Annotated in this window: 23 protein-coding genes and 3 pseudogenes; 12 read left to right on the top strand and 14 right to left on the bottom strand. The window is 62.9% G+C overall.

The annotated features are described in order from the left end of the window. Positions 1–430 precede the first annotated feature (430 nt). The 4 genes and pseudogenes from P3T22_RS06645 to P3T22_RS06630 all read right to left on the bottom strand — a co-directional run. Positions 431–736, bottom strand: a pseudogene (locus tag P3T22_RS06645) (D-erythronate dehydrogenase); the annotation flags it as partial. A gap of 127 nt (positions 737–863) precedes the next feature. Then, the gene (otnI, locus tag P3T22_RS06640; RefSeq protein ID WP_429324565.1) at positions 864–1,655 is read right to left on the bottom strand and encodes a 2-oxo-tetronate isomerase; all 792 of its coding nucleotides are present in this window, start codon (positions 1,653–1,655) and stop codon (positions 864–866) included. Positions 1,656–1,777: 122 nt separating this feature from the next. Next, a pseudogene (locus tag P3T22_RS06635) lies at positions 1,778–2,371 on the bottom strand (four-carbon acid sugar kinase family protein); the annotation flags it as partial. A gap of 195 nt (positions 2,372–2,566) precedes the next feature. Continuing rightward, positions 2,567–3,271 carry a FadR/GntR family transcriptional regulator gene (locus tag P3T22_RS06630; protein WP_063499867.1) on the bottom strand — a complete coding sequence of 235 codons (705 nt, stop codon included), beginning with the start codon at positions 3,269–3,271 and terminating at the stop codon, positions 2,567–2,569. A 204-nt stretch (positions 3,272–3,475) separates the two neighbouring features. Here P3T22_RS06630 and P3T22_RS06625 point away from each other — a divergent pair, with 204 nt between their 5' ends. After that, the gene (locus P3T22_RS06625; protein WP_063499868.1) at positions 3,476–4,300 is read left to right on the top strand and encodes an IclR family transcriptional regulator; all 825 of its coding nucleotides are present in this window, start codon (positions 3,476–3,478) and stop codon (positions 4,298–4,300) included. An 85-nt stretch (positions 4,301–4,385) separates the two neighbouring features. On the opposite strand, the gene P3T22_RS06620 is transcribed toward P3T22_RS06625, so the two are convergent. Beyond that, positions 4,386–5,576: a M20 aminoacylase family protein gene (locus tag P3T22_RS06620; protein ID WP_063499869.1), complete on the bottom strand. Its 1,191-nt coding sequence runs from the start codon at positions 5,574–5,576 to the stop codon at positions 4,386–4,388. A gap of 69 nt (positions 5,577–5,645) precedes the next feature. Here P3T22_RS06620 and P3T22_RS06615 point away from each other — a divergent pair. Beyond that, a pseudogene (locus P3T22_RS06615) lies at positions 5,646–5,768 on the top strand (LysR family transcriptional regulator); the annotation flags it as partial. Positions 5,769–5,815: 47 nt separating this feature from the next. Here P3T22_RS06615 and phnN read toward each other — a convergent pair. The 3 genes from phnN to phnF are packed head-to-tail and all read right to left on the bottom strand — an operon-like array spanning position 5,816 to position 7,859. Next, a complete protein-coding gene (gene phnN, locus P3T22_RS06610) occupies positions 5,816–6,379 on the bottom strand; it encodes a phosphonate metabolism protein/1,5-bisphosphokinase (PRPP-forming) PhnN (RefSeq protein ID WP_429324564.1) in 564 nt (187 codons plus the stop codon). 2 nt (positions 6,380–6,381) lie between these two features. After that, complete coding sequence (locus tag P3T22_RS06605) at positions 6,382–7,104, bottom strand: DUF1045 domain-containing protein (protein WP_063499871.1); 723 nt, start codon at positions 7,102–7,104, stop codon at positions 6,382–6,384. Continuing rightward, complete coding sequence (gene phnF, locus P3T22_RS06600; protein WP_063499872.1) at positions 7,101–7,859, bottom strand: phosphonate metabolism transcriptional regulator PhnF; 759 nt, start codon at positions 7,857–7,859, stop codon at positions 7,101–7,103. The genes P3T22_RS06605 and phnF overlap by 4 nt, the downstream gene beginning before the upstream one ends. A gap of 181 nt (positions 7,860–8,040) precedes the next feature. Between phnF and phnG the strand changes: the two genes are divergently transcribed. From phnG to P3T22_RS06565, 7 genes are all read left to right on the top strand, one after another. Then, a complete protein-coding gene (gene phnG, locus P3T22_RS06595) occupies positions 8,041–8,526 on the top strand; it encodes a phosphonate C-P lyase system protein PhnG (protein ID WP_429324563.1) in 486 nt (161 codons plus the stop codon). Continuing rightward, positions 8,526–9,161, top strand: a complete 636-nt coding sequence (gene phnH, locus P3T22_RS06590) for a phosphonate C-P lyase system protein PhnH (protein WP_429324562.1) — start codon at positions 8,526–8,528, stop codon at positions 9,159–9,161. The genes phnG and phnH overlap by 1 nt, the downstream gene beginning before the upstream one ends. Beyond that, positions 9,161–10,288: a carbon-phosphorus lyase complex subunit PhnI gene (locus P3T22_RS06585; protein ID WP_429324561.1), complete on the top strand. Its 1,128-nt coding sequence runs from the start codon at positions 9,161–9,163 to the stop codon at positions 10,286–10,288. Before phnH ends, P3T22_RS06585 begins: the two co-directional genes overlap by 1 nt. Then, the gene (locus P3T22_RS06580; RefSeq protein WP_429324560.1) at positions 10,285–11,208 is read left to right on the top strand and encodes an alpha-D-ribose 1-methylphosphonate 5-phosphate C-P-lyase PhnJ; all 924 of its coding nucleotides are present in this window, start codon (positions 10,285–10,287) and stop codon (positions 11,206–11,208) included. Before P3T22_RS06585 ends, P3T22_RS06580 begins: the two co-directional genes overlap by 4 nt. After that, positions 11,205–11,975: a phosphonate C-P lyase system protein PhnK gene (phnK, locus tag P3T22_RS06575; protein ID WP_063499877.1), complete on the top strand. Its 771-nt coding sequence runs from the start codon at positions 11,205–11,207 to the stop codon at positions 11,973–11,975. Before P3T22_RS06580 ends, phnK begins: the two co-directional genes overlap by 4 nt. A gap of 8 nt (positions 11,976–11,983) precedes the next feature. Next, a complete protein-coding gene (gene phnL, locus P3T22_RS06570) occupies positions 11,984–12,751 on the top strand; it encodes a phosphonate C-P lyase system protein PhnL (protein ID WP_429324559.1) in 768 nt (255 codons plus the stop codon). A 107-nt stretch (positions 12,752–12,858) separates the two neighbouring features. After that, a complete protein-coding gene (locus P3T22_RS06565) occupies positions 12,859–13,992 on the top strand; it encodes an alpha-D-ribose 1-methylphosphonate 5-triphosphate diphosphatase (protein WP_429324558.1) in 1,134 nt (377 codons plus the stop codon). 9 nt (positions 13,993–14,001) lie between these two features. Here the strand turns inward: P3T22_RS06565 and P3T22_RS06560 are convergent, their stop codons facing one another. Beyond that, complete coding sequence (locus P3T22_RS06560) at positions 14,002–14,292, bottom strand: hypothetical protein (RefSeq protein WP_063499880.1); 291 nt, start codon at positions 14,290–14,292, stop codon at positions 14,002–14,004. A gap of 134 nt (positions 14,293–14,426) precedes the next feature. Here P3T22_RS06560 and P3T22_RS06555 point away from each other — a divergent pair, with 134 nt between their 5' ends. Further along, positions 14,427–14,948: a glycosyltransferase family 2 protein gene (locus P3T22_RS06555; protein WP_429324557.1), complete on the top strand. Its 522-nt coding sequence runs from the start codon at positions 14,427–14,429 to the stop codon at positions 14,946–14,948. Here the strand turns inward: P3T22_RS06555 and P3T22_RS06550 are convergent. The 5 genes from P3T22_RS06550 to P3T22_RS06530 form a co-directional block, all read right to left on the bottom strand. After that, positions 14,938–15,363, bottom strand: coding sequence for a lytic transglycosylase domain-containing protein (locus tag P3T22_RS06550; protein ID WP_082855525.1), 426 nt, complete (start codon positions 15,361–15,363; stop codon positions 14,938–14,940). The two genes, P3T22_RS06555 and P3T22_RS06550, sit on opposite strands and share 11 nt — an antisense overlap. 99 nt (positions 15,364–15,462) lie before the next feature. Further along, positions 15,463–15,801: a hypothetical protein gene (locus P3T22_RS06545; protein ID WP_063499884.1), complete on the bottom strand. Its 339-nt coding sequence runs from the start codon at positions 15,799–15,801 to the stop codon at positions 15,463–15,465. Between the two features lie 14 nt (positions 15,802–15,815). Next, positions 15,816–16,124 (bottom strand): hypothetical protein, encoded by a 309-nt coding sequence (locus P3T22_RS06540; RefSeq protein WP_429324693.1) that lies wholly within the window; start codon positions 16,122–16,124, stop codon positions 15,816–15,818. Between the two features lie 276 nt (positions 16,125–16,400). Beyond that, positions 16,401–18,200, bottom strand: coding sequence for a diguanylate cyclase domain-containing protein (locus P3T22_RS06535; RefSeq protein WP_429324556.1), 1,800 nt, complete (start codon positions 18,198–18,200; stop codon positions 16,401–16,403). Further along, positions 18,200–19,348, bottom strand: coding sequence for an ABC transporter substrate-binding protein (locus tag P3T22_RS06530; protein ID WP_429324555.1), 1,149 nt, complete (start codon positions 19,346–19,348; stop codon positions 18,200–18,202). Before P3T22_RS06530 ends, P3T22_RS06535 begins: the two co-directional genes overlap by 1 nt. A gap of 687 nt (positions 19,349–20,035) precedes the next feature. Between P3T22_RS06530 and P3T22_RS06525 the strand changes: the two genes are divergently transcribed. Together P3T22_RS06525 and P3T22_RS06520 are read left to right on the top strand one after the other, a co-directional pair. Continuing rightward, positions 20,036–20,818, top strand: coding sequence for an ABC transporter substrate-binding protein (locus P3T22_RS06525; RefSeq protein WP_063499887.1), 783 nt, complete (start codon positions 20,036–20,038; stop codon positions 20,816–20,818). A 312-nt stretch (positions 20,819–21,130) separates the two neighbouring features. After that, positions 21,131–22,246, top strand: a complete 1,116-nt coding sequence (locus tag P3T22_RS06520; protein ID WP_063499889.1) for a succinylglutamate desuccinylase/aspartoacylase family protein — start codon at positions 21,131–21,133, stop codon at positions 22,244–22,246. The last annotated feature ends 19 nt before the right edge of the window (positions 22,247–22,265 follow it).

Genomic DNA, 22,265 nt, shown 5'->3' with positions numbered 1-22,265 from the left:
CGCGGCTAGCGGATATCCGCTAGCCGCGCGGGCCGCTTGCAGCCTGGCGCGAGCCGGCTGCTCCACAGCATCGACCCGGCTAGTGCAATGGGAAACGGCCGCATAGCAGCCGTTACTTCAGATCAGCTTAGCGCAGGATGGTGAGCGAGGGGCCTGAAATTGCGGCCATTTGTTCTATATACGAACATGCGGTCATGTATCGAACAACTAGGCTCAATAATAGGCGCGCGCCCGAAACCATGTCAAGCAAAGCCCGTCCCGAATCAGGGAATACGCGCAGGCTGGCGGCCTTGTTGCAATGGCTATGCAAAGGGTCTGAAGATTGACGCGCTCGTGCCGGCAAACGTGCTTCCGCGCCTGCCGGCATGAGGCTTTGGAGCGTTCTGCTGTGCTCGGTGTCCTTGAAACACCAGCCCCGACATGCGCGCAATCAGCTGATCGGAATCTGTTCGTCGGCGATATAGCCCCGAATCACATCGGCGAAGCTGCGGTCGCCGCTCAGCCCGAGCCGTTCGGCACGCGCGGAATCCCACTGCCCCGGCCAACTGCCGACAATCTTCTCCACCCGCGCATCCGGCGCCCATACGATTCGCTTCACGGCCTCTTCGCCCGCCACCTCGCGCAACGCCGCCACCATCTCGTCGACGCTCACCGAAATCCCCGGCAGATTCAGCACGCGGCTGTCGCCGAAATCGCTTCCGTGCACCACGTCGAGCAGCACCAGTTCGGTAATCGCTTGCGGCTTGCCATGCTCGTCCTTCACGGCACCGCGTGCCAATAGTTCGCGCGCGAGACGCTGGCCGAGAAAACCCGCACCGCCGGTAACCAGTACTTTCATGATGTGCTTTGTCCTTGCTTTGCCCTTATTGGCCGGTGGCGTTCAGATACGGTTTGAGCCAGCCGAGCCCTGCCGATGTGCCGGCTCGCGGCCGGTATTCGCAACCGATGTAGCCGTCATAGCCCAGCGTGTCGATCAGCTCGAACAGGTACGGATAATTCAGCTCGCCGATATCGGGCTCGTGGCGTTCCGGCACACCCGCAACCTGAATGTGGCCGATGCCTGCCATATCGCGTTTGAGCTTCACTGCCAGATCGCCTTCGACGATCTGGCAGTGATAGCAGTCGAACTGCACCTTGAGATTCGGCGCGCCCACTTCCGCGCAAATCGCCTGCGCGTCGTCCTGGCGGTTCAGAAAGAAGCCCGGCATATCGCGCGTATTGATCGGCTCGATCACGACGGTGAGGCCCTCCTCTTGCGCGGCCTTGGCGGCATAGGCGAGATTCTTCAGATACACCTCGCGATGCTTCGCCCGCGGCTGATCCGCGCCGATCAAGCCGGCCATGACATGCAGCTTGCGATTGCCGAGCACGCGCGTGTAATCGAGTGCGGTCTCGATGCTGCGGCGAAATTCGTCTTCGCGGCCCGGGAGCGAAGCAATGCCGCGTTCGCCCGCGGCCCAGTCGCCAGGTGGCGCGTTGTAGAGCGCCTGGGTCAGCGCGTTGTCGTCGAGCCGCGCCTTGATATCCGCAGCGGGAAAATCGTACGGAAACAGGAACTCGACCGCCTTGAAGCCGTCTTTTGCGGCAGCGGCAAAACGGTCGAGGAAAGCGTGCTCGTTGTACATCATGGTCAGGTTAGCGGCGAAGCGAGGCATGACGGCAACTCCTTGGAAACGGTTTGGTTCAGCCCGGAAGATCGTTGCGGTGGCGGGCACGCCCGGATCGATCTGCGCGCCGATCCGCAACGTGCGCACGTCGAGCGCCTGCACCACGGCGGAAAGTTACCGGGCAGGCCTAGCGCAACCCCGGAGCCGCCCGTGATCAGCGTAAGGTCGGCACACGCCTCGCCGAGTACATAGAGGTCCGCGTCCGATACGGCATCGGCGATCGCCATTCGCACGCCGTCGCCGCGCAGCGCATCGAACGATTCGCGCAGGGTCGACACGCCCTTCGCCACTGTGTCGTAACGCACGAGGCCAACTTTCGATCCGGTCTGCCGCTGGAGCACGCGTACGAGGTTCGCATCGCGCATCGGCGTCAGCGGATGGTTTTCCATGCCCGATTCGTTCAGCAACGTATCGCCGACGAACAGATAACCGCGATAGATCGTGCGGCCGTTCTCAGAAAACGCCGGGCAGGCAATCGTGAAAGCCATTGCGCCAACCTCGGCGGACAAGGCATCGAGCAAGGCATCCGTGACCGGGCCGATGTTGCCGGCGTCGGTCGAATCGAACGTCGAACAGTATTTGAAAAAGAACTGACGGCATCCTTGCGCGCGCAACCAGTTGAGTGCGGCAAGCGATTGCGCGACCGCATCGGCGGCGGGAATCGTGCGCGATTTCAGCGCGACGACTAACGCGTCGGCTTCGACGGCATCGTCCTCGCCGCCGTACCCTGCGGCCGACGCCATCATGAACATCTGATGCGCCGCCGCCGACAAGGGCAAGGCAGCACCGTTTCGGTTTGAGCGGCGTTCACGACTGGACATGCCTGACCTCTACATTGGTTAGCCGCAAGCGCCCCGATGGAGCCCAACCCGGCCCAACCCGGGCCGGCTCGATTCAGTTCAGCAAATACCCGCTTCCGCGAGCCGCCGTGCCGCGTTGTTCATATGGGTGCTCGCCGCGTTACGCGCCGCCAGCGGATCGCCCGCCCGGATCGCCGCGACGATGGCCGCATGTTCTTTGCGCACCTGGCGTGAGAAGTCATCGCGCAACGCTTCGTTGCGGCGGGTGACCACGGTGCCGGCTTCGAGGTACTGATTCAGGAAGCTAAGCGTCTTGAGAAAATAGGGATTGCCGGTGGCCACGGCAATGGCGCGGTGGAAAGCGACGTCTTCGGCGACGCCGTTCTCGCCTTCGGCCACCGCTTCGTCAATTCTGGCGAGGGCGGCGTCAATCGACATCATGTCCGTTTCGCTGCGGCGCATGGCGGCTTCCGAGGCAACTTCCGCCTCGATCGCCCGCCGCAGCGCGAGGATTTGCAGCACCGAGCCCGTTTCAACCGCTTCCGCGTAGTCGATCCGCAGCGGCCGGATCGCGCCGTGCGCGGCGATGAACACACCGCTGCCCTGGCGCGGCTCGACCACGCCTTCGTTCTTCAGCCGGGAAATCGCCTCGCGGATCACCGTGCGGCTCACGCCGAACTGCTGCGCCAGCACCGCCTCGGTCGGCAGTTTGCCGCCGCGGGCAAAGGTGCCTTTGTCGATCTGCTTGAGCAACTGCTGCGCAACGGTATCGCTCAGCGCGCGGGCAGGAATCTTCTCGAACATGGGTGCCTCGATGCATGTTGTCGGGTCATCATACAAATTTGAGACCGCGGAGGCATCCATGCAAACCCTGAGTTCTTTTTGGCAAAAGCGGCCAAAGTTGGCGAAACAGAAGGCTTAAGCTATCGTCACGCCTTTGCCCAGCATTGCGCCGGCTGAACCGTGCCGGCGCTGTGCGCCCCTCTTCGAACGCATCTTTCAAGGTCCATGAGCAAAGCCCTGCCGCCGTCTTCTGCCGATCCTGTCAGCGCCGAACCGGCCGCGGACAAACCGGGCGACTCATATGTGCAGTCGTTCGCACGAGGCCTCTCGGTGATCCGCGCGTTCAGTGCAGACCGCCCCGAACAGACGCTCACCGACGTCGCGGCCGCCACCGGCCTGACACGCGCCGGCGCACGCCGCATCCTGCTGACCCTGCAGACGCTCGGCTACGTGGAGGCCGAAGGCCGGCTTTTCCGCCTCACGCCGAAGATTCTCGACCTCGGTTTCGCGTACCTGACCTCGATGCCGTTCTGGAATCTCGCCGAACCTGTGATGGAAAGTCTGTCGGCGCAGGTTCACGAGAGTTGCTCGGCGGCCGTGCTCGACCGCACCGAGATCGTCTACGTGCTGCGCGTGCCGACTCACAAGATCATGACCATCAACCTGTCGATCGGCAGCCGCTTGCCGGCGTATTGCACGTCGATGGGCCGCGTGCTGCTGGCCGCGCTCGACGACGAAACGCTCGAAGCGACGCTGGGTTCGTCGCCGCTCTACGCGCACACGCCGCGCACGGTGACCGACAAGGAGGAGTTGAAAAAGCTGATCGCGCAGGTGCGCCAGCAAGGTTGGGCAATCGTCGATCAGGAGCTGGAAGGCGGTCTGATCTCATTGTCCGCGCCGATTCGCAACCGCCAGGGGCGCGTGATCGCGGCGATGAATATCAGCGGCAACGCTCAGCGCAATTCGGCCAGGCAGATGGTGAAAGCGTTTCTGGAGCCCCTGCAGCAGGCCGCGCAGGCTGTCTCGGAGATGGTCGCGCGGCGCGGTTGAGACGCGGTGAAACCGGAAAATTCGAGCCAGTTGCCGATCATCGTCGCGGCAATCGCGCCGCGACGGACGGCGCGCCTCAGACCCCTCATTGCCCCAGATACCGCTCCACCAGCCGCGCCCAGAATGCCGCCCCGACCGGCAGATTGCGATCGTTGAAGTCGTAATGGGGGTTGTGCACCATGCAGCCGTCTTCGCCCGCGCCGTTACCGATCCGCAGGAACGTGCCGGGCCGTTTCTGCAGCATGAAGGCGAAGTCTTCGCTGCCCATCAGCATATCGGTCTGCTCGACCACGTTGTCGTCGCCGACCAGTTCGCGCGCCACCTGCACCGCGAAATCCGTTTCGGCATCCGAATTGATCACCACCGGATAGCCTTCGATGTACTCCACCACCGCCTTGCCGCCATAGCTCGCGGCCTGGCTTTCGGCGAGTTCGGTGATGCGCTTTTTCAGCAATGCGCGCACTTCGGGGCTGAACGAACGCACGCTCAATTCCAGCCTCGCGCTGCTGGAAATCACATTGTTCGCGGTGCCCGCATGCATCGAGCCGACCGTCACCACCGCCGGCTGAGACGGATCGACGTTACGCGCGACGACCGTCTGCAAAGCCATCACGATGCTCGCCGCCACCACCACCGGATCGACCGTCAGATGCGGACGCGCCGCATGACCGCCGACGCCTTCGATCGTGATGATCGCCTTGTCGCCCGCCGACATGAACGGCCCCTTGCGGAACAGCATCACCCCCGGTTCCTCGCCCGGATGGTTGTGCAGGCCGAACACCGCGTCGCACGGGAAGCGCTCGAACAGGCCGTCGTCGATCATCTTCAAGGCACCGCTGTCGATGCCGCTTTCTTCGGCCGGCTGGAAGTACAGAAGCACAGTGCCCGAGAAATTGCGCGTGGCGGCAAGGCGCTGCGCGGCGCCGAGCAGCATCGTCGTGTGGCCGTCGTGGCCGCATGCGTGCATCTTGCCGTGGCTGCCGCTCGCATAAGGCAGACCGGTCTGCTCGATGATCGGCAGCGCATCCATGTCAGCGCGAATGCCGATGCTGCGCGTGCCGCTGCCCACCTTGAGCGTGCCCACCACACCCGTTCGACCGACGCCGCGCGTGACCTGCCAGCCCCATTGTTCGAGCTTCTCAGCCACCAGTGCGCCGGTTTGCACTTCCTCGTAGGCCAGTTCCGGGTGGTGATGGATGTGATGGCGGATCTCGCGCAGGCTTTCGGCGGCAGGCACCAGGTCGGACACTTCAGTAAAACGCGCGGCTTCGCTCATCTATCGCTCCATGGAATTCACGCCGCTTAACGCGGCAAACAGGCAAGCACTATAACCACGCCGCGTTGTCGTGTCGCGCAAATTGAAGAAGCGCTGCCGAATTACGATCCCAGCATCATTTCGCGGCCTGAGTTGCTGCCGACACCGGCGGTGTTGCAGTTCGTGTCGTGCTTGCAGGAAACGACCAGCGAGCGGCGGTGGCGGTGGCGGTGGCGGTGGCGGTGGCGGAGTAGTCGAGCTTATCGAACGTCGGGAACGTCGGCTTCCGCCTGCAAAAACGCAATCAGCGCATGCCCGGCTTCTTCCAGCGCCCCGGAGTTATCGATCGTCGTGCACCGAAGCCCTTCCGGCAGCGAAAACGGCACCCGCCGCGCGAGCCTGGCCGCGACCTGTTCCGCCGACTCACGCGCCCGTGCGCCGAGCCGGGCTTCGAGAATATGCGGCGCTGCGTCCACGTGCACGACTTCCGTGTGCGGATAACGCGCCAACGTATGCTGCAAATGCTGACGCGAGCCATTGACGACGACCGTGCAACCGCGTGCAAGCCATGCATCGAGCTCGATACCGATGCCGTAACGCAGTGAGTGGCTCGACCATTCGAGCGCGAACAGACCGAGCACCGAGCGCGCCGCGAATTCTTCGACGCTCAACGCAACATGCTCTTCGCCGTTGCCGCTCGGCCGCGTGACGTAGCGATGCGCAAAGACAATCGGCTCGCCCATCAGGCGGCGGCGCGCAAAACTCAGCAATGAATCCTTGCCTGCGCCGGACGGCCCCATTACATAGATCAATCGACCTGCCATTGTTACTTCACCTCGCGGATCTGAAACGGCATGCGCTGCCACAGGACGAACGGCTCACCGGGCGCGGGCTCGACAAAGAGCGCCGCGTGATCGAGAGCGAGCGGTCCGAGCGCGGGCGTTTGCGCCTGCCACCACGCCACCAGCGTCGCGCGCTCATCGGCATCGGCGAGCGAACTGGAAAGCGTCATGTGAAAACGGAACTCGTCGAAGACGTACGGATAACCCCATTCGATCAGCAATGCACGCTGCCGTTCACTCAACGGCGTGGCGAGACGGCGTGCGACGTCTGCAGCGGACGGCCTGGCGCGCAGTGCATCGAGCGTTTGCAGCGCACTGGATGCAACGTGACGAATGTTCGCTTCGCCATCCGGATCGGCAGGACGCAGTGCGACGAAATCGCCGAGCGTCGCGGCTTCGACAGGCAGCGCGAATGGACTTTGCGCGCCGGCCCATTTGCGCGCCGCTTCCAGCAGATCCTGCTGGGTAACGCCTTCAGCAAGACGGAATGGCGCAACCAGCGTGCCGTGCCAGCCATAGCGGCGCGGCGCTTCGGTCAGATCGGCCAGAGGGCGTGCCAGCGCTTCCGGCTGCGGCGACACGCATCGCTCGCCGCTTTCCGCATCACGGCCCAACCACGCCGAACCCGCCCGCCACCACGCCGACTCGCGCGACGGCGCGTAATACACCGCGAAACGTGCCCCGGCGCCCCATACCGCGCCGCTCATACGTCATGCTCCACGAGCAACTGCACGCGGTCCGCCGCAAAATGCGTAAAGCCGTATTTAACCGGCGTGCCTTCCAGATCGACGTCGACGTTTTCGACCCACAACACCGGCTGCTGCCGGTTGATATTCAAACGCCGCGCCACCTCCGGCTCAGGCAAGACGCTGCCAATACGGCTCCACTTGCGCAAATAATCGGTCACGCCCAATTCAGCCATCGACTTCGTAATGCTGCCGGTGCGCCGCAGCACCTCCGGCAAGTCCGGAAAACGCGCAGCCGGATACCAGTTGCGCGCGAACGTGAGCGGCACGCCATCCGATTCATGCAGCGTCTCGATCCGGTAGACCGGCGCACCCGCCCGCAGGCTGAGCGCCTTCGCGACATTCGGCTCGGCCTTCACGCGTGCGGCCGACAACATCGTGCCCGCCGCCGCATGATGCTGCTGACGCAAGTTTTCCGTAAACCGCGTGCGCCGGCCAATCGTATAGTCGATCGCGCCGGGCTGCACGAACGTGCCACGCCCCTGCTCGACGCTGACGAGACCCAGTGCGGCCAGACCGAGCATGGCGCGGCGCACGGTATGCCGGTTCACGTCGAAGCGCTTGGCCAGTTCGCCTTCGCTCGGCAAACGGCCTTCTTCGCCGAAGCCGCTCGCGGCGATTTCCGCCGCCAGAATCCGCTCGATCTGCCGCCAGACGGCAACGCCCGCGCCGCGTTCGAGCAGCGTGCCCGGCGTCGCGTTGTCGTTCGATGTCATGGTGCTGTCATTCCCTTGGGTTCAAATATTCGCTATGCCATGCATTGTAGTGCGCAAGCCGTGATGGAAATGTGAAACGGCGGCCATGCGCGACAACGCTCCACAAGCACACCCCTAAACGTCTAGACGTTTAGATGAATAGATGGTCAAATGTCCATTCGCTGGATCAACAGGAATTCCGATGAGTGCCACTTCCACCTCGCCTTCCTCCGTCATGCGGCGTGCATGGATGGCCGTGCTGGCCCGCACGCCGCGCGCCGATCTCCAAGCCGCACTGGATCTCGCGCTGCAAGGCGTCCCGCCCCCCGCTTACGACTGGCTGCGGCCACCCGAAATCGGGCTCGCAATGGTGCGCGGCCGCGTTGGGGGCAGCGGCGACCCGTTCAATCTCGGCGAAGCCACCGTCACGCGCGCCACGTTGCGTTTGCGCGTCACCGCTGACGCAACCGCAGCCGTCGGTGTTGCATGTCATCTAGGCCGCGACCGCCGCCGCGCCGAACTGGCGGCGCTGGCCGACGCGCTGCTGCAAATGCCCGAGCATCACGCTGCCTTGCATCAGCAATTGATCGAGCCGTTTGCCGCACGGCAGGCCGCGCAACGCGCCGAGCGCAGACAGGACGCTGCAGCCACGCGCGTCGAATTCTTCACGATGGTCCGGGGCGACTAATGGAAAACTCGCCGATTGCATTGTCTACTTCGTTGTCCAGTTCATTGGCTACATTGACGCCCGGTTTCGCAGACCCGGTGCACGACACCCAGGCGGTATTCCGCACGTTGCTCGACGCGCTGTCGCGTCCCGGCACGGTGGGCGTCGTCGAAAGCGGTTTGCCCGAAGTACGGGCCACCCGCGCCGAGCTCGCCGCATTCGCCGCGCTGCTGACACTGTGCGACTACGCCACGCCCGTCTGGCTCGCACAAGCCGACACCGCGCTGGCTTCGGCACTGCGGTTTCATACCGGCGCGCCGCTCGTCGACGAACCGGGACTTGCCGCCTTCGCCTATATCCACGACGCAAGCGCAATGCCGGCGCTGGAAAGCTTTCCGCTTGGCGAAGCGGAATCCCCTGAGCACTCGGTGACGTTGCTGATCCGCGTCGAAGCACTGACGGGCGGCACGCCGGTCGTGCTGAGCGGCCCCGGCATTGCGCACACCACGACGATCGCGCCGGTCGGCCTGCCCGGGCATTTCTGGCGCGAACGCGCCGCCCTCGCGCCGCTCTTCCCGTGCGGCATCGATTGTTATCTCGTCTGCGGCAGCTCGTTGATCGGCCTGCCGCGCACAACTCAAGCGAAGGTGAACTGATGTACGTTGCCGTCAAGGGTGGAGAACGCGCGATCGAAGCGTCGTGGCGTCTGCTCGACAAGGCGCGCCGTGGCGATACACGGCTGGCCGAACTCAGCGTCGCGCAGATTCGCGAGCAATTGCGCCTCGCCGTCGCTCGGGTGATGACCGAAGGCTCGGTCTACGACGAAGAACTCGCCGCGCTCGCGATCAAACAGGCCGCGGGCGACCTGGTCGAGGCGATCTTTTTGTTGCGTGCGTATCGCACGACGTTGCCGCGTTTCGGTTATACGCAGGCAATCGACACGGAAGCCATGCAGGTGCAGCGCCGCATTTCGGCGACGTTCAAGGACGTGCCCGGCGGGCAGCTGCTTGGCGCGACTTACGATTACACGCAGCGTCTGCTGGATTTCGCGCTGCTCGCCGAAGGCGATGCCGGAACCGATGCGGCCGCAGCCCCATCGTCCAATCAAGCCGCCCAGTCTGCAGCAGAAGCCATGCCACGCGTGGTCGCGCTGCTCGACAAGGAAGGTCTGATCGAGCAGGAACGCCCCGCACCGGAAGCACCTGAACCCGGCGACCTCTCGCGCGAGCCGCTCGCGTTTCCCGCGAGCCGCGCCACGCGTTTGCAGAATCTCGCTCGCGGCGACGAAGGCTTCCTGCTCGCGATGGGCTACGCCACGCAACGCGGCTACGCGCATTCGCATCCGTTTGCCGGCGAGATCCGCTTCGGCACGATCGCCATCGAAATGGAACTCGACGAGTTGGGTGAGGCGGTCGAAATCGGCGACATCGATGTCACCGAATGCCAGATGATCAACCAGTTCGCCGGCAGCGGCGATGTGCCGCCTGCTTTCACGCAAGGCTATGGCCTCGCGTTCGGAAACTCGGAACGCAAAGCGATGGCGATGGCACTGGTGGACCGCGCGTTGCGCGCCGAGGAGCTCGGTGAAACGCTCGCCTCGCCGACGCAAGATATCGAATTCATGCTCTCGCATAGCGATAACGTCGAAGCGTCCGGCTTCGTTCAGCATCTGAAATTGCCGCACTACGTCGACTTCCAGTCCGAACTGGAACTCGTGCGGCGCCTGCGGGCGCAACACAGCATAGAAAGCAAAGATCAGGATCAGCAGGAGCAAGCCGCATGAACGCGCCGGACACCTCCCTCACCACCGCTCCGTACGACAGTGCAGCGGACGGCTACAACTTCGCCTACCTCGACGAACAGACCAAGCGCATGCTGCGCCGCGCGTTGCTCAAGGCGGTCGCCGTGCCGGGCTATCAGGTGCCGTTCGGCTCGCGGGAAATGCCCTTGCCGTACGGCTGGGGCACGGGCGGCATTCAGGTAACCGCGGCGATCATCGGCAAGAACGATACGCTGAAGGTCATCGATCAGGGCTCCGACGAAACCACCAACGCGGTCAATATCCGCCGCTTTTTCGCGCGCACCACGGGCGTGGCGACCACGCGCCGCACCACCGAAGCGACGATCGTCCAGACACGTCACCGGATTCCCGAAGCGCCGCTCACCGATAAGCAGATCCTGGTCTATCAGGTGCCGATGCCCGAACCGTTATACCGGCTGGAGCCGCGCGTCGCCGAATGCAAGAAGCTGCACGCGCTGGCTGATTACGGCTTGATCAGTGTGAAGCTGTACGAGGACATCGTCCATCACGGCAGCATCGCCACCACGTACGACTACCCGGTGATCGTCAACCACCGCTATCTGAGCTCGCCGTCGCCGATTCCGAAGTTCGACAACCCGAAGATGCATATGAACCCCGCGCTGCAATTGTTCGGCGCTGGCCGCGAACGGCGCATTTATGCCATACCGCCGTACACCGCCGTACGCAGTCTCGACTTCGACGATCATCCGTTCGAAGTGCAGAAGTGGCAGCACGCGTGTGCGCTATGCGGATCGACGGAGAGCTTCCTCGACGAAATGATCGTCGACGACGCCGGCAAGCGCATGTTCGTTTGCTCGGATAGCGACTACTGCCATGAACGCCGCGGCGATCAGGACCTGGAGCTGCCGTCTTACGAAGCGCGCAAAGGAGAAACCGCATGACGCCGCTGTTGAGCGCCCGTTCGCTCACCAAACAATTTGGCGGCCGCAACGGCTGCAGGAACGTCAACTTCGATCTTTATCCGGGCGAAGTGTTGTGCATCGTCGGCGAATCCGGCTCGGGCAAGACCACGCTGCTGAATGCACTCGCCCTGAAAACCGAAGCCGATAGCGGCTCGCTCCACTACACGGCCACGCATGGCGAAAAGCTCGATCTGCGCGCTTTGTCCGAACCGCGCCGGCGTCTGTTGATGCGCACCGAGTGGGGCTTCGTGCAGCAGAATCCGCGCGACGGCCTGCGCAGCGGCGTCTCCGCCGGCGCGAATATCGGCGAGCCGTTGATGGCCGTCGGCGCTCGCCACTATGGCGATATTCGCCACACGGCAACGCAATGGATGGAGCGCGTCGAACTCGACGCCACCCGCATCGACGAATTTCCGGCGGCGTTTTCCGGCGGCATGCAGCAGCGTTTGCAGATCGCGCGCAATCTCGTCACCGGTCCGCGGCTCGTCTTCATGGACGAGCCGACCGCCGGTCTCGACGTATCGGTGCAGGCGCGTCTGCTCGATCTGCTGCGCACATTGACGTCCACGCTGCATCTGTCGGTGCTGATCGTGACGCACGATATCGGCGTGGCGCGTCTGCTTGCGCATCGCTTGATGGTCATGCAAGGCGGCGAAGTGGTCGAGGCCGGCCTGACGGACCAGGTGCTCGACGATCCGCAGCACCCGTACACGCAAACGCTGGTTTCCTCGGTTCTGCCGGTTTGAGGCTCACAATGCGATCCATTGAAACAAGCAAGGAATCACACGCTGCTGAACGCGCGTTCAGCGAGAACAACGCACTAATGCTGCGCGCGGTCGGCATCGGTAAAACCTTCACGCTGCACGGTCAGGGCGGCGTGCAGATCGAAGCGCTCGCGGGCGTGTCGCTCGATGTCGAACGCGGCGAGTGTGTCGTGCTGGTCGGGCCTTCAGGCGCTGGCAAGAGTACGCTGCTGCGCTGTTTGTACGGCAACTATCTGGCCAGTACGGGCTCCATTGCGATTCGCGCTGCGGCGGCGGATGACGCGCCGCCGGTGTCGATCACCGGCGCCGAGCCGCACGACGTGCTGCGTCTGCGCCGCGGCGTGGTCGGCTACGTCAGCCAGTTTTTGCGCGTGATTCCACGCGTGCCGACGCTCACGCTCGTCGCCGAACCGCTGCTGTCGCGCGGCGTCGCGGAAGACGAAGCCCGTGCGCGTGCTGCTGCCCTGCTGGCGCGGTTGAACGTGCCCGAGCGGCTGTGGTCGCTCGCGCCCGCCACCTTCTCCGGCGGCGAACAGCAGCGCGTGAACATCGCCCGCGGCTTGATCGCCGGGCATCCGCTGCTGCTGCTCGACGAACCCACGGCCTCGCTCGATGCGGAGAACCGCGACGTGGTCGCCGAACTGATCGTTGAAGCACGCGAGCGTGGCGCGGCGATCGTCGGCATCTTTCACGACGAAGATACCCGCAACAAGGTGGCCACGCGCCGCCTCGAACTCCAGCCGCCGCTACGCCATTAATTGACACGAAACGGCACTAAACTAAACCACTGAGTTGAAACATTGAGTCGAAGCGCTGAGTCGAAGCGCTGAGCTGCGGCACTCAAGACAGACTACGGAGCAAGTCGATGTTGATCAGGAACGCTCGCATCGTGACGCGAGACGAAGTATTTACCGGTGTGATGCGCATCGAAGACGGCGCGATTCGCGACGTCGCGCGTGGCACGACCTCGGCGCGCGAAGCGGAAGATTGGGAAGGCGACTATCTGTTGCCGGGTCTGATCGAACTGCACACGGACAACCTCGAGAAGCATCTGGTGCCGCGTCCGGGCGTGCAATGGAATACCGACGCCGCCTTCGTGATCCACGACGCGCAGGTGGCGGCGGCCGGCATCACCACGGTGTTCGATGCCCTCGCGATCGGTTCGCGCTCGAACGTCGGGCTGCGCGGCCGCGAGATGCAAATGCAATGTGCCGCATCCCTTACGCGCTTCTCCGAGCGCGAGCTGCTGCGCGCTGAACACTTTCTGCATCTGCGCTGCGAAATCGCCACCGCCGACGTGGTCGAGTTGTTCGATTCGTTGTGCGCGCATCCGTTGCTGCGGCTCGCCTCGGTCATGGATCACACGCCCGGCCAACGTCAATGGCACGACCGCGAACAATGGCGCCGCTTCCAGGAGCGCAACGGCAAACTGACTGACGAACACGTAGCAACCGCGCTGGTCGAACTGTCCGTCGAACAGGAACGTTACGCCGACGCGCACCGTCGCGAGATCGTGACGCGCTGCAAGCGGCTCGGCATTCCGGTGGCCAGCCATGACGACACGCTGATCGAGCACGTCGAACAGGCCAAGGCCGAAGGCATCGTGCTGGCGGAATTTCCGACCACCCGCATCGCCGCCGAGGCCGCACGCGAGCACGGTATTTCGACCATCATGGGGGCGCCGAATATCGTGCGCGGCGGCTCGCATTCCGGCAACGTGTCGGCCCTCGAACTGGCGAAGGCTGACCTGCTCGATATCCTGTCCTCGGATTACGTGCCGTCCAGTTTGATGACCGCCGTGTTCGAACTCGTCAACAAGGCCGGCTGGACCCTGCCGCGCGCGATGGCGACGGTCTCCGCCGCACCGGCCCGCACGGCGGGCCTGCGTGACCGCGGGGCGATCGAAGCGGGTTTGCGCGCGGACTTCGTGCGCGTCACGATGCTCGACACACTGCCGGTGCCTCGCGCGACGTATCGCGCCGGCGCGCGGATCGTCTGACGATGGTGTTCAGGCCTCGCTGGTTACGGGCAGCAGCGGTTCAATCGCGGCCCAACGCGTCCAGCGGGGTGTCTGGTCGGGCGCTTCGACACGCAGGGTGCGCGAGCCGTCACCGAAAACGAGAGATTCGATATTGAATGCGCCCCCCTCTTCGAGGCCGGCTTCGCGCACGTGACCGGATTGATAGGTGAAACTGAGGTTGCCTTCGCGCAACAAGTCGAGATAAGCGTCGAAGTCGGTTGTTGACGAACGTGTGGCCCAACGGTTCAGGAGGGTGGCGGCGATTTCGGCGTCGTACATTTTTTGTACCTCTCTGGGCATAAGCCGTGTCGCGACTATAGCTGAAAAATCAGTATCCTGCTGCACCGCACCATTGTCTGCTCACTACGCCCATTCCTATGACTGCTCGCGCGCCAAACCGTCATTTCCCACGCATGTCTTGCGTCATCTGTGCCTATAACGAAGCGCCCCGCATCGGCACGGTGCTCGCCGTGGCCTGTGCCCACCCTTTGCTCGGCGAAATCATCGTGGTGGACGACGGTTCGAGCGACGGCACCGCTGAAATAGTCGAACGCTTCGCGTCCGTGCGGCTGATTCGATGCGTCGAGAACCGTGGCAAAAGCGCTGCCATGGCAGCCGGAATCGCCGCGACGACAGGCGAGTTGCTGATGCTGCTCGACGCCGATCTGAAAGGGCTGACCGCCGAGTGCATCGGCGCGCTCGCCCTTCCCGTTTTGCAAGGCAAGGCGCAAGTCAGCCTGAGCCTGCGCCAGAACAGCCTGCTGGCGTTTCGCGCCATCGGCCTCGATTTTGTCTCCGGCGAACGGGTCGTCACAAAAGCGTTTCTGAGCGAGCCCAGCGGCGAAGCCAGAAATGCGGCATCGGTCAGCAACGTAATGCCGAACGTGGGCCTCATGATAACCACCCGACGCTGCGTTTTCGTGACTAGCGGCTAGCGGCCAGCGACTCGCGGGCGGACGGCAACTGCCCCCAGGCGACCAGCACCTGCTGAATGCTGCGTGCGTAGGCGTCGCGCTGCTTCGGCGTTTCCGAGTGGTACGCGCCGATCGCGCGCCAGGTATTGCCGTGCTTGACCATCTTCTGCTTGAGCAGCCAGGCCGCCACATAGACGTTCACGCACGGGTCGGTCAGCGCACGATGCGGCACACCCTCACGCGCGAGATCGCCGAAATGAATCGAATTGATCTGCAACTGACCGACGTCGATCGAACCGTCCGCGTTCCGGTGTATCGCGCCCGGGTCCCCCTTCGACTCGTACCATGCGACGGCCCGCAATATCCATGGATTGACGCCCTGGTAAGCTGCGGCCTCATTGAAGCAATCATCCGCCGCGCGTGCCACACCGCACATCGACAGCCACGCCAGCGCAATACAGAAGTTTTTCAAGGACACGATTCATCCTTCCGCTTGATCGCGATAAAAATTGGAGGCAGCGGACCGCTGGCCGAATCACTTGGCGAGAGCCTGATCGATTTGCCGTTGCACGGAGTCGAGGTACGCATGTGAAGCATCGGACACGACGAGCCGGACAGTCGGCATCGGCGGCGCCTTGCGCTCCTGCATCTGTACCGGCGCATGTGATTTCTTTCGATGCAGCGCCGGCTTCACAGGCAAGTCATCGTCACTGCCACTCGACGGCGGCAGCATCGCAAGCGATGGCAACGGCGGATAAACCTTGTCCGCCGCGGCGGGAAATGCGGCGGCCGACTGCAGATCCGTTCCCGGCTGGCCTGCAAAGGCAGGCGCGGCGAGCAGCGTGGCCACCGTCAGTAAGGTGATTCGAAGCATCGCGATGGCCCCCCTCATTGCACCGTCCTGATCGACACGCTATACGGCTGACCAAGACCGGCGGTTCGATTTTCGAAGCTCACCTTCGACATGCGTTGCACAGGCACGCCCTTCCATACCGCCTGGTTCAGGTACGCGAAATCCTGACCCAGCGCGGTGACCTGCACGACCGTGGACTGCTGCTGCGCGGCAGCCAAGGCGCCTGCCTTGGCAAGCACGGTGGTGAGTTGCGGGTCATGCGCCCCGAGCGCATCCGGCGGAATCTCGAAGCTGATGACTTCGTTGGGCGCCTTGTCAGTACGCGCGGCATTCTGCGCAGACATCTGAGCGCAGCCGGCCAACGCGAGAACGGTCACCAAAAACCACACTTGTCGCTTCACACCCATCTCCAGTCAATCCCGTTGCTATAGCGATGTTTTCGGCAGGCCGGCGGGAAAAGTTGATAGGCCGAAAACGCGCCCGCGAAAATCAAAAAGAGTTATCTCAAGATCGGCGCAAACGATTGCTTCGGCGCTCGATGAAGCGCCGAACGAGGCGAAGTTGCCTCGCGTTTCGGGCGGGTTATTCGTATGACGATTATGAGACCGGCTATCGGCGCTTCAGGCAGTCGGCTCCGCTTCACGGCCTTCCGTTGCCCCTTCGCCCGTCTGCTCCAGCGCGTGCCTCCGCGCCGCCAGCACATCCTGGTAGCGCAGATACCCACACCGTCCATCGGATTTGGCCCCATACATCGCCGCGTCGGCGTTGAGCAGCAGCTCCTCTGCCGTAGCGCCATCGTCCGGAAACTGACTGATGCCGATGCTCGCGCCCACCGTCACGCTTTGTCCGTCGATCCGCAATGCTTCGTTCAACGCGGCCATGATCCGCGACGCAATCCCCGGTTCGGCCTCGGCAGAACGCGGCCCCTCGATCAACACGATGAACTCGTCACCGCCGAGGCGCGCGGCAACATCCGCCGTGCCGAGCACCTGCTTCAGCCGGTGCGCCACCGCGGCGAGCACCTTGTCCCCAATCGAATGGCCGAACTGGTCGTTGATCTGCTTGAAGCGGTCGAGGTCGACGAACAGCACGGCGAGCCCTTCCTGACGCCGTGCCGCTTCCTTGATCGCCACCTCGAGCTTCTGCATGAACAGCATGCGGTTCGGCAGGCCGGTCAGCCCGTCGTGCGTGGCGAGATGCACGAGCTCACGTTGCTTGTTATGCAGCACATCCATCTGCGACTTGATTTCCCGGCGCAGACGATCGAAGCAGTGCGCCAATATGCCGATCTCGTCGGTACGTTTGAGCGGCAGCGTTTCCATCGCGTGCTCGGCGAACAGATGCGTCGCTGCAAACGCGAGAATGTGCAAAGGCTTGGTCAGGGCACGCGCAAACAGAACCGCCAGGAACAGCGCCAACACGCTAGAGATCAACACCATGTGAATGATTCTGTTACCCAGCTCGGTAGCGCCGGACAATACATCCTTGAGCGGCTTGGCAAGGCCGAGCACGATAAAGCGGTTGCCCTCGGACGCGCCGAACGGCCGGCGCACGAAAGCCAGCACTTGACCCGCCGCCTGCCGCGGCCGCATGAGACCGTTCAGCAGAACTTCGCCTTCCGACTGATCGAAGAGCGGCCTGGTGGCGGAAAAGCTGTCCTGCATCAGAACACGGCGCCCTCTGTCGAAGCCGAACGTTTTCGAGGCATCCGGATGGACCAGGAAATCGCCCCATTCGTTGGCGAGATAGACTTGGTAGTCGCTCGGCAAATCGTTTTGCAAACGGTTGAGCAGGCCGGCCAGATCGATGTCGATAATCACGACGCCCGCCACTGCCCCACTCGCGTCCGCCACCGGTGTGCCGAGCCGCAGCGTCGGCTTACCCTCGGCGGCATGCGTGCCGTACTCGTGATTCACCGAGATCGGCGAGGTGTAAATGCGCCCGGGCGAGAACGCCAGCGTGTCGAACACATACGCGAACTGGCCTTTTTCCTGCAAGCTGTTCCCCGCGACCCGCACCAGGCCGTCCGCATCACGATCGAAACGGACCAGTTCGAGTCCGTAGTGCTTGCGGGTGATCAGGCGGATTTGCAGGTACTCGGGGTGGTGAACCATGAAGCTGGCATACACCTGCGCCAGCTGTTCGCGTGGCGCATTTGCCCCCATGCCGTTGTCGGTCCGCAAGACGTCCACCGAAGACGGCAAGCTCGCGAGCACCAGCGCGTCTGCGCCGACATCGTCGATCGCCACGGAAAAGCGCTGGCCCAGCAGTTCCGTTGAAGTCAGCAGGCTGCGTTCGGCTTCGTTCACCAGCATCGTACGGTTGGCACGATACGTGTAGTAGCCGGTCGCGCCGGAGGCGAGCACGCCAATGCACGCCAGCAGAACCGATAACTTGAATGTCAAGCCGGGGCGCATCATCAAAAACGCTCCGACCTGTCGCCGGACACGATTCTGTTCCACAGTTCTTCACGCCGCTGAATATCTTCCACTGGGCCGATCCAGATAATGTGCGCTTTGTCGCTGTCTTCCGCCGGCGCCGTCAGCGTGTTGGCGAGCCCCTGACGTTGCGTCAACAACCCACTGACGCCCGGTTCGAGCATGTAGTTGATCCACGCAAGCGCGAGCGGGCGATCCTTGGCGGAACGCGTCATCGACCAGCAGTCCAGCCAGGCGAGCGCTCCTTCGTCGGGAATCACGTAGCCCACGTCGGCGCCGGCGCGGCGCAACGATTCAACCTGCTGGGTGCCATAGTTGCCGAACATCAAGGCAACTTTATGCTGGATGAAGAACGCGGTCGCTTCTTCCGGCAGCGTGTAATAGGTCAGCAGGTTGCGGCGCAGATCGACGAGTTTGTGAGCGATCACGCGCATCTGCGTGGCGTCGAGCTGGAAGGGACGGGGATAGCCCAGCGCCAGCGCGGTGAACGAGAAATTATGCGGGGCGCTATTGAAGTCCAGAACCTTGCCGCGGTAACGCGGATTCCACAATTCGCGCATCGAGCGCGGCGCAACGGCGATCTGCGTACGATCATAGATCAGCCCCATCGACGAATACGTGAATGGAATGGCGTACACATTGCCTGCCGAAGTCAGCCCTTCAATCGACGACAGCGCCTGAAACCGCGGCAACTGTTTTTTCGTATTCGGCAAACTGGCCAGATCGAGCGGCGCCAGCAGATTCGCGCGGGTATAGCGCTCGATTTCAGCCGTATTCGCAGCGAGCACATCGAACTGCGGCATACCCTGGGCATGCATCTGCGCCCATAGCGCCTCGTCGGAATCGACCAAGGTGACTTCGACTTTCGCGTGGTAGCGCGCTTCGAAAGTCTCGACGACATCGGCGTCCGCATAACCGGGCCACGCCAGTACACGCAGAACTTTGTCGGCGGCCACGGCGGGTGCTGACGACAAAAGGCTGCAGCAGAAAGCGGCGTTTATCAGCAGTGTCAAAACCCCGCAAAACCCGCAGCAGCGCAGCGAATTCGCGCGTGCTGCCGCGACTGCAATTCGGCGTCGGAGCGATGGTTTGAAACAGCGCATTTCGTCTGCCATCGAAATCGTGTGCATATACAACACCGCTTCGCAGAAGGCCGTTATTACGAACGCAAACAGGCGCGCGGTATTTAACCGCGGACGTCGTGCCCGATCAGTTTGTTCAGACAGATACCGATACATTCGCACGCCGCGAAGGCAGGCGTGCAAACGGTTGATGATAGCGCCAGGCAATGCATTTTTGGTTCAGGCCCCGTCCCGATCGAGAAAAACAACCTGTCAGCCATGATTTAACAAATGCACTCATCTGTATTTAACGGTAGTTCCCGCGAAATCTTTAATTCATCGACAGCCATTTGAAACAATCGCGAGCGCTGTAATAATTCGCAATAAGCGGCGGTATATAGCGCTATTCTCGAGACTGGTTTTGCCGGCACACCGCATCTTGCGGAGCATTCGGGCAAAGCTCCGCCATTAGCTAACTTCATTACGCCGTCTTTACAGGGCAACACGCCGCGCACCGAAAATACGCATGGCGGGCGCCGCCGAATCCCCACCACATTCCAGCTTCAAAAGCTATGGCCATGCGCTATCCGGTGTTTCACTAGCTACCCAATCTTTTTGAACTGATAAGCTTTGCGCGCGCTGCTTGGCCGCCCCGGCCGGCAGCCTCAACCCAGGCCTGGTCGTGAGTCGCGCCGGGCATCCCGCAGCGGCACAACCGCATGCGGGAGTATTTGAACTACACCGAGGAGTTAAACAGTGAAAAAACTGCTAGCGGCTTTGACGGTTGCTCTGCTTGCAACCGTCTCGATTGGCGCACACGCTAAAGATTGGTCGACTATCCGTTTCGGCGTTGACGCCAGCTACCCCCCGTTTGAGTCCAAGGGTTCGGACGGCAAGCTCGCGGGCTTCGACATCGACCTCGGCAATGAAATCTGCGCGCGCCTGAAGGCCAAGTGCGTGTGGATCGAAAACGACTTCGACGGCATGATCCCGGCCCTGAAGGCGAAGAAGTTCGACGGCGTGCTGTCGTCGATGTCCATGACGCCGCAACGCGCTGAACAGATCGCCTTCTCGTCGAAGCTGTTCAACACGCCGACGCGCCTCGTTACGAAGAAGGGTTCGGGCATCCTGCCGACCGCCGATTCGCTGAAGGGCAAGGCGGTTGGCGTCGAGCAAGGCACGATCCAGGAAACCTACGCGAAGACGTACTGGGAACCGAAGGGCGCGAAGGTCGTGCCGTATCAGAACCAGGACCAGGTCTACGCGGACTTGCTGTCGGGTCGTCTTGACGCATCGCTGCAGGACGCGGTTGAAGCTGAAATCGGCTTCCTGAAGACGCCGCGCGGCGCGGGCTATGAGTTCGCGGGCAAGGATATCGTCGACGAGAAGATCCTCGGCAACGGCGCGGGCATCGGCATGCGCAAGGAAGACACCGATCTGAAGGCGAAGGTCGACAAGGCGATCGCCGACATCATCAAGGACGGTACGTACAAGAAGCTCGAGAAGAAGTACTTCGACTTCGACGTGTACGGCGGCTAAGCCAGCCACGCGCGTCTGACGACGCGCTTGCCGGCTTGCGAGGAACGGGCTCCGCACCATGCGGAGCCCGTTTCGTTTGCAGGGCCGCTTTGCCGCGCCACCCGGACTGCGATCGAACCGGACAGGCCTGCCCGCATGCCGCGCACGATCCGCACGACGCCGCAAAAGACCACGCGTTGCGTCATATCGGCTAAGATCGTGCGATAGAGGCGCGCCAAACCAGCCCGCCGAAGACCGGCCTTGAGACACCCTTTCCCCCTGTAATCAACGACAAAGCGCGGCATGCCCCACTTGCCCGCGGATTTGAAAACCATGCAAACCCAAACCCATCCGCTGATTGCCCCGACGCTCGGCACCGCCCGTGATTTGACGAGTTTTCACTATGGCCCCGGCGGCGGGCAGAAGATTTACATCCAGTCGTCGCTGCATGCCGACGAGTTGCCCGGCATGCTGGTCTCGTGGGCGTTGCGTCGCAAGCTCGCGGCGCTGGAAGGCGCCGGCAAGCTGCGCGGCGAAGTCGTGATCGTGCCGGTGGCCAATCCGATCGGTCTGAATCAGCACTTTCTCGGCCATTTGACGGGCCGCTTCGAGACCAACAGTGCGCAGAACTTCAACCGCAATTTCTACGAACTGGCGGCGCTGATCAAGCCCGGCATCGAAGCGCGTCTGACCGACAACGCCGACGCCAATCGCACAGCAATCCGCGCGGCGATGCGCGAAGCGCTCGACGCGCAAAAGCCCGAAACCGAACTCGAATCGCAACGGCTGGCGCTGCAAAAGCTCTCGTGTGACGCCGATGTCGTGCTCGATCTGCACTGCGACTGGGAAGCCGCGATGCATCTGTACACGAATCCGGACCTGTGGCCGGAAGTCGAGCCGCTTGCCCGCTATCTGGACGCCAAGGCGTCGCTGCTGGCGCTGAATTCGGTAGGCAATCCGTTCGACGAAATCCACAGCTTCTGCTGGTCGGATCTGCGCGGCCGTTACGGCGACCGTTTCCCGATTCCGAACGGCTCGATCTCGGTCACGATCGAATTGCGCGGTCAACGCGAAGTGTCGTACGAGTACGCCGAGCGCGACGCCCAGGCGATCATCGAGTACCTGACCGCGCGTGGCGTGATCGACGGCACGCCGGCGCCGCTGCCGGCGCTCGAATTCGCCGCGACGCCTCTGGCCGGCGCCGAGCCGATCGTCGCGCCGATCAGCGGTGTTCTTGTCTATCGCTGCGAAGTCGGTACCTGGGTCGATGTCGGCCAGGAGATCGCCGATATCGTCGATCCGTTGACCGATCGCGTCGTGACGCTGAAGAGCAACGTGGCCGGCGTGCTGTACGCGCGGCATTTGACGCGCTTCGCGACGGCCGGGCTGGAATTCGCGCGCATTGCCGGTGCGAAAGCGTTCAGAAGCGGGTCGTTGTTGAGCAACTAAGGCGCCTTTGAGGAACACC

It is taken from the genome of Paraburkholderia sp. GAS348 (genome assembly GCF_050434205.1).
Lineage (GTDB): Bacteria > Pseudomonadota > Gammaproteobacteria > Burkholderiales > Burkholderiaceae > Paraburkholderia.
The sequence above is the reverse complement of the archived record's forward strand: the minus strand, read 5'-3'. Positions and strand labels throughout refer to the sequence as shown.

Excerpts from the sequence above, each read along its gene's own strand:
- phnN (WP_429324564.1), bottom strand. The coding sequence starts at position 6,379 with ATGGCAGGTCGATTGATCTATGTAATGGGGCCGTCCGGCGCAGGCAAG.
- phnK (WP_063499877.1), top strand. The coding sequence starts at position 11,205 with ATGACGCCGCTGTTGAGCGCCCGTTCGCTCACCAAACAATTTGGCGGC.
- phnL (WP_429324559.1), top strand. The coding sequence starts at position 11,984 with ATGCGATCCATTGAAACAAGCAAGGAATCACACGCTGCTGAACGCGCG.
- phnH (WP_429324562.1), top strand. The coding sequence starts at position 8,526 with ATGGAAAACTCGCCGATTGCATTGTCTACTTCGTTGTCCAGTTCATTG.
- P3T22_RS06585 (WP_429324561.1), top strand. The coding sequence starts at position 9,161 with ATGTACGTTGCCGTCAAGGGTGGAGAACGCGCGATCGAAGCGTCGTGG.
- P3T22_RS06620 (WP_063499869.1), bottom strand. The coding sequence starts at position 5,576 with ATGAGCGAAGCCGCGCGTTTTACTGAAGTGTCCGACCTGGTGCCTGCC.
- P3T22_RS06565 (WP_429324558.1), top strand. The coding sequence starts at position 12,859 with ATGTTGATCAGGAACGCTCGCATCGTGACGCGAGACGAAGTATTTACC.
- P3T22_RS06530 (WP_429324555.1), bottom strand. The coding sequence starts at position 19,348 with ATGCACACGATTTCGATGGCAGACGAAATGCGCTGTTTCAAACCATCG.
- P3T22_RS06605 (WP_063499871.1), bottom strand. The coding sequence starts at position 7,104 with ATGAGCGGCGCGGTATGGGGCGCCGGGGCACGTTTCGCGGTGTATTAC.
- phnF (WP_063499872.1), bottom strand. The coding sequence starts at position 7,859 with ATGACATCGAACGACAACGCGACGCCGGGCACGCTGCTCGAACGCGGC.
- P3T22_RS06520 (WP_063499889.1), top strand. The coding sequence starts at position 21,131 with ATGCAAACCCAAACCCATCCGCTGATTGCCCCGACGCTCGGCACCGCC.
- P3T22_RS06550 (WP_082855525.1), bottom strand. The coding sequence starts at position 15,363 with ATGTGCGGTGTGGCACGCGCGGCGGATGATTGCTTCAATGAGGCCGCA.
- P3T22_RS06560 (WP_063499880.1), bottom strand. The coding sequence starts at position 14,292 with ATGTACGACGCCGAAATCGCCGCCACCCTCCTGAACCGTTGGGCCACA.
- P3T22_RS06540 (WP_429324693.1), bottom strand. The coding sequence starts at position 16,124 with ATGTCTGCGCAGAATGCCGCGCGTACTGACAAGGCGCCCAACGAAGTC.
- P3T22_RS06555 (WP_429324557.1), top strand. The coding sequence starts at position 14,427 with ATGTCTTGCGTCATCTGTGCCTATAACGAAGCGCCCCGCATCGGCACG.
- P3T22_RS06630 (WP_063499867.1), bottom strand. The coding sequence starts at position 3,271 with ATGTTCGAGAAGATTCCTGCCCGCGCGCTGAGCGATACCGTTGCGCAG.
- P3T22_RS06545 (WP_063499884.1), bottom strand. The coding sequence starts at position 15,801 with ATGCTTCGAATCACCTTACTGACGGTGGCCACGCTGCTCGCCGCGCCT.
- P3T22_RS06580 (WP_429324560.1), top strand. The coding sequence starts at position 10,285 with ATGAACGCGCCGGACACCTCCCTCACCACCGCTCCGTACGACAGTGCA.
- P3T22_RS06535 (WP_429324556.1), bottom strand. The coding sequence starts at position 18,200 with ATGATGCGCCCCGGCTTGACATTCAAGTTATCGGTTCTGCTGGCGTGC.
- otnI (WP_429324565.1), bottom strand. The coding sequence starts at position 1,655 with ATGCCTCGCTTCGCCGCTAACCTGACCATGATGTACAACGAGCACGCT.
- P3T22_RS06625 (WP_063499868.1), top strand. The coding sequence starts at position 3,476 with ATGAGCAAAGCCCTGCCGCCGTCTTCTGCCGATCCTGTCAGCGCCGAA.
- phnG (WP_429324563.1), top strand. The coding sequence starts at position 8,041 with ATGAGTGCCACTTCCACCTCGCCTTCCTCCGTCATGCGGCGTGCATGG.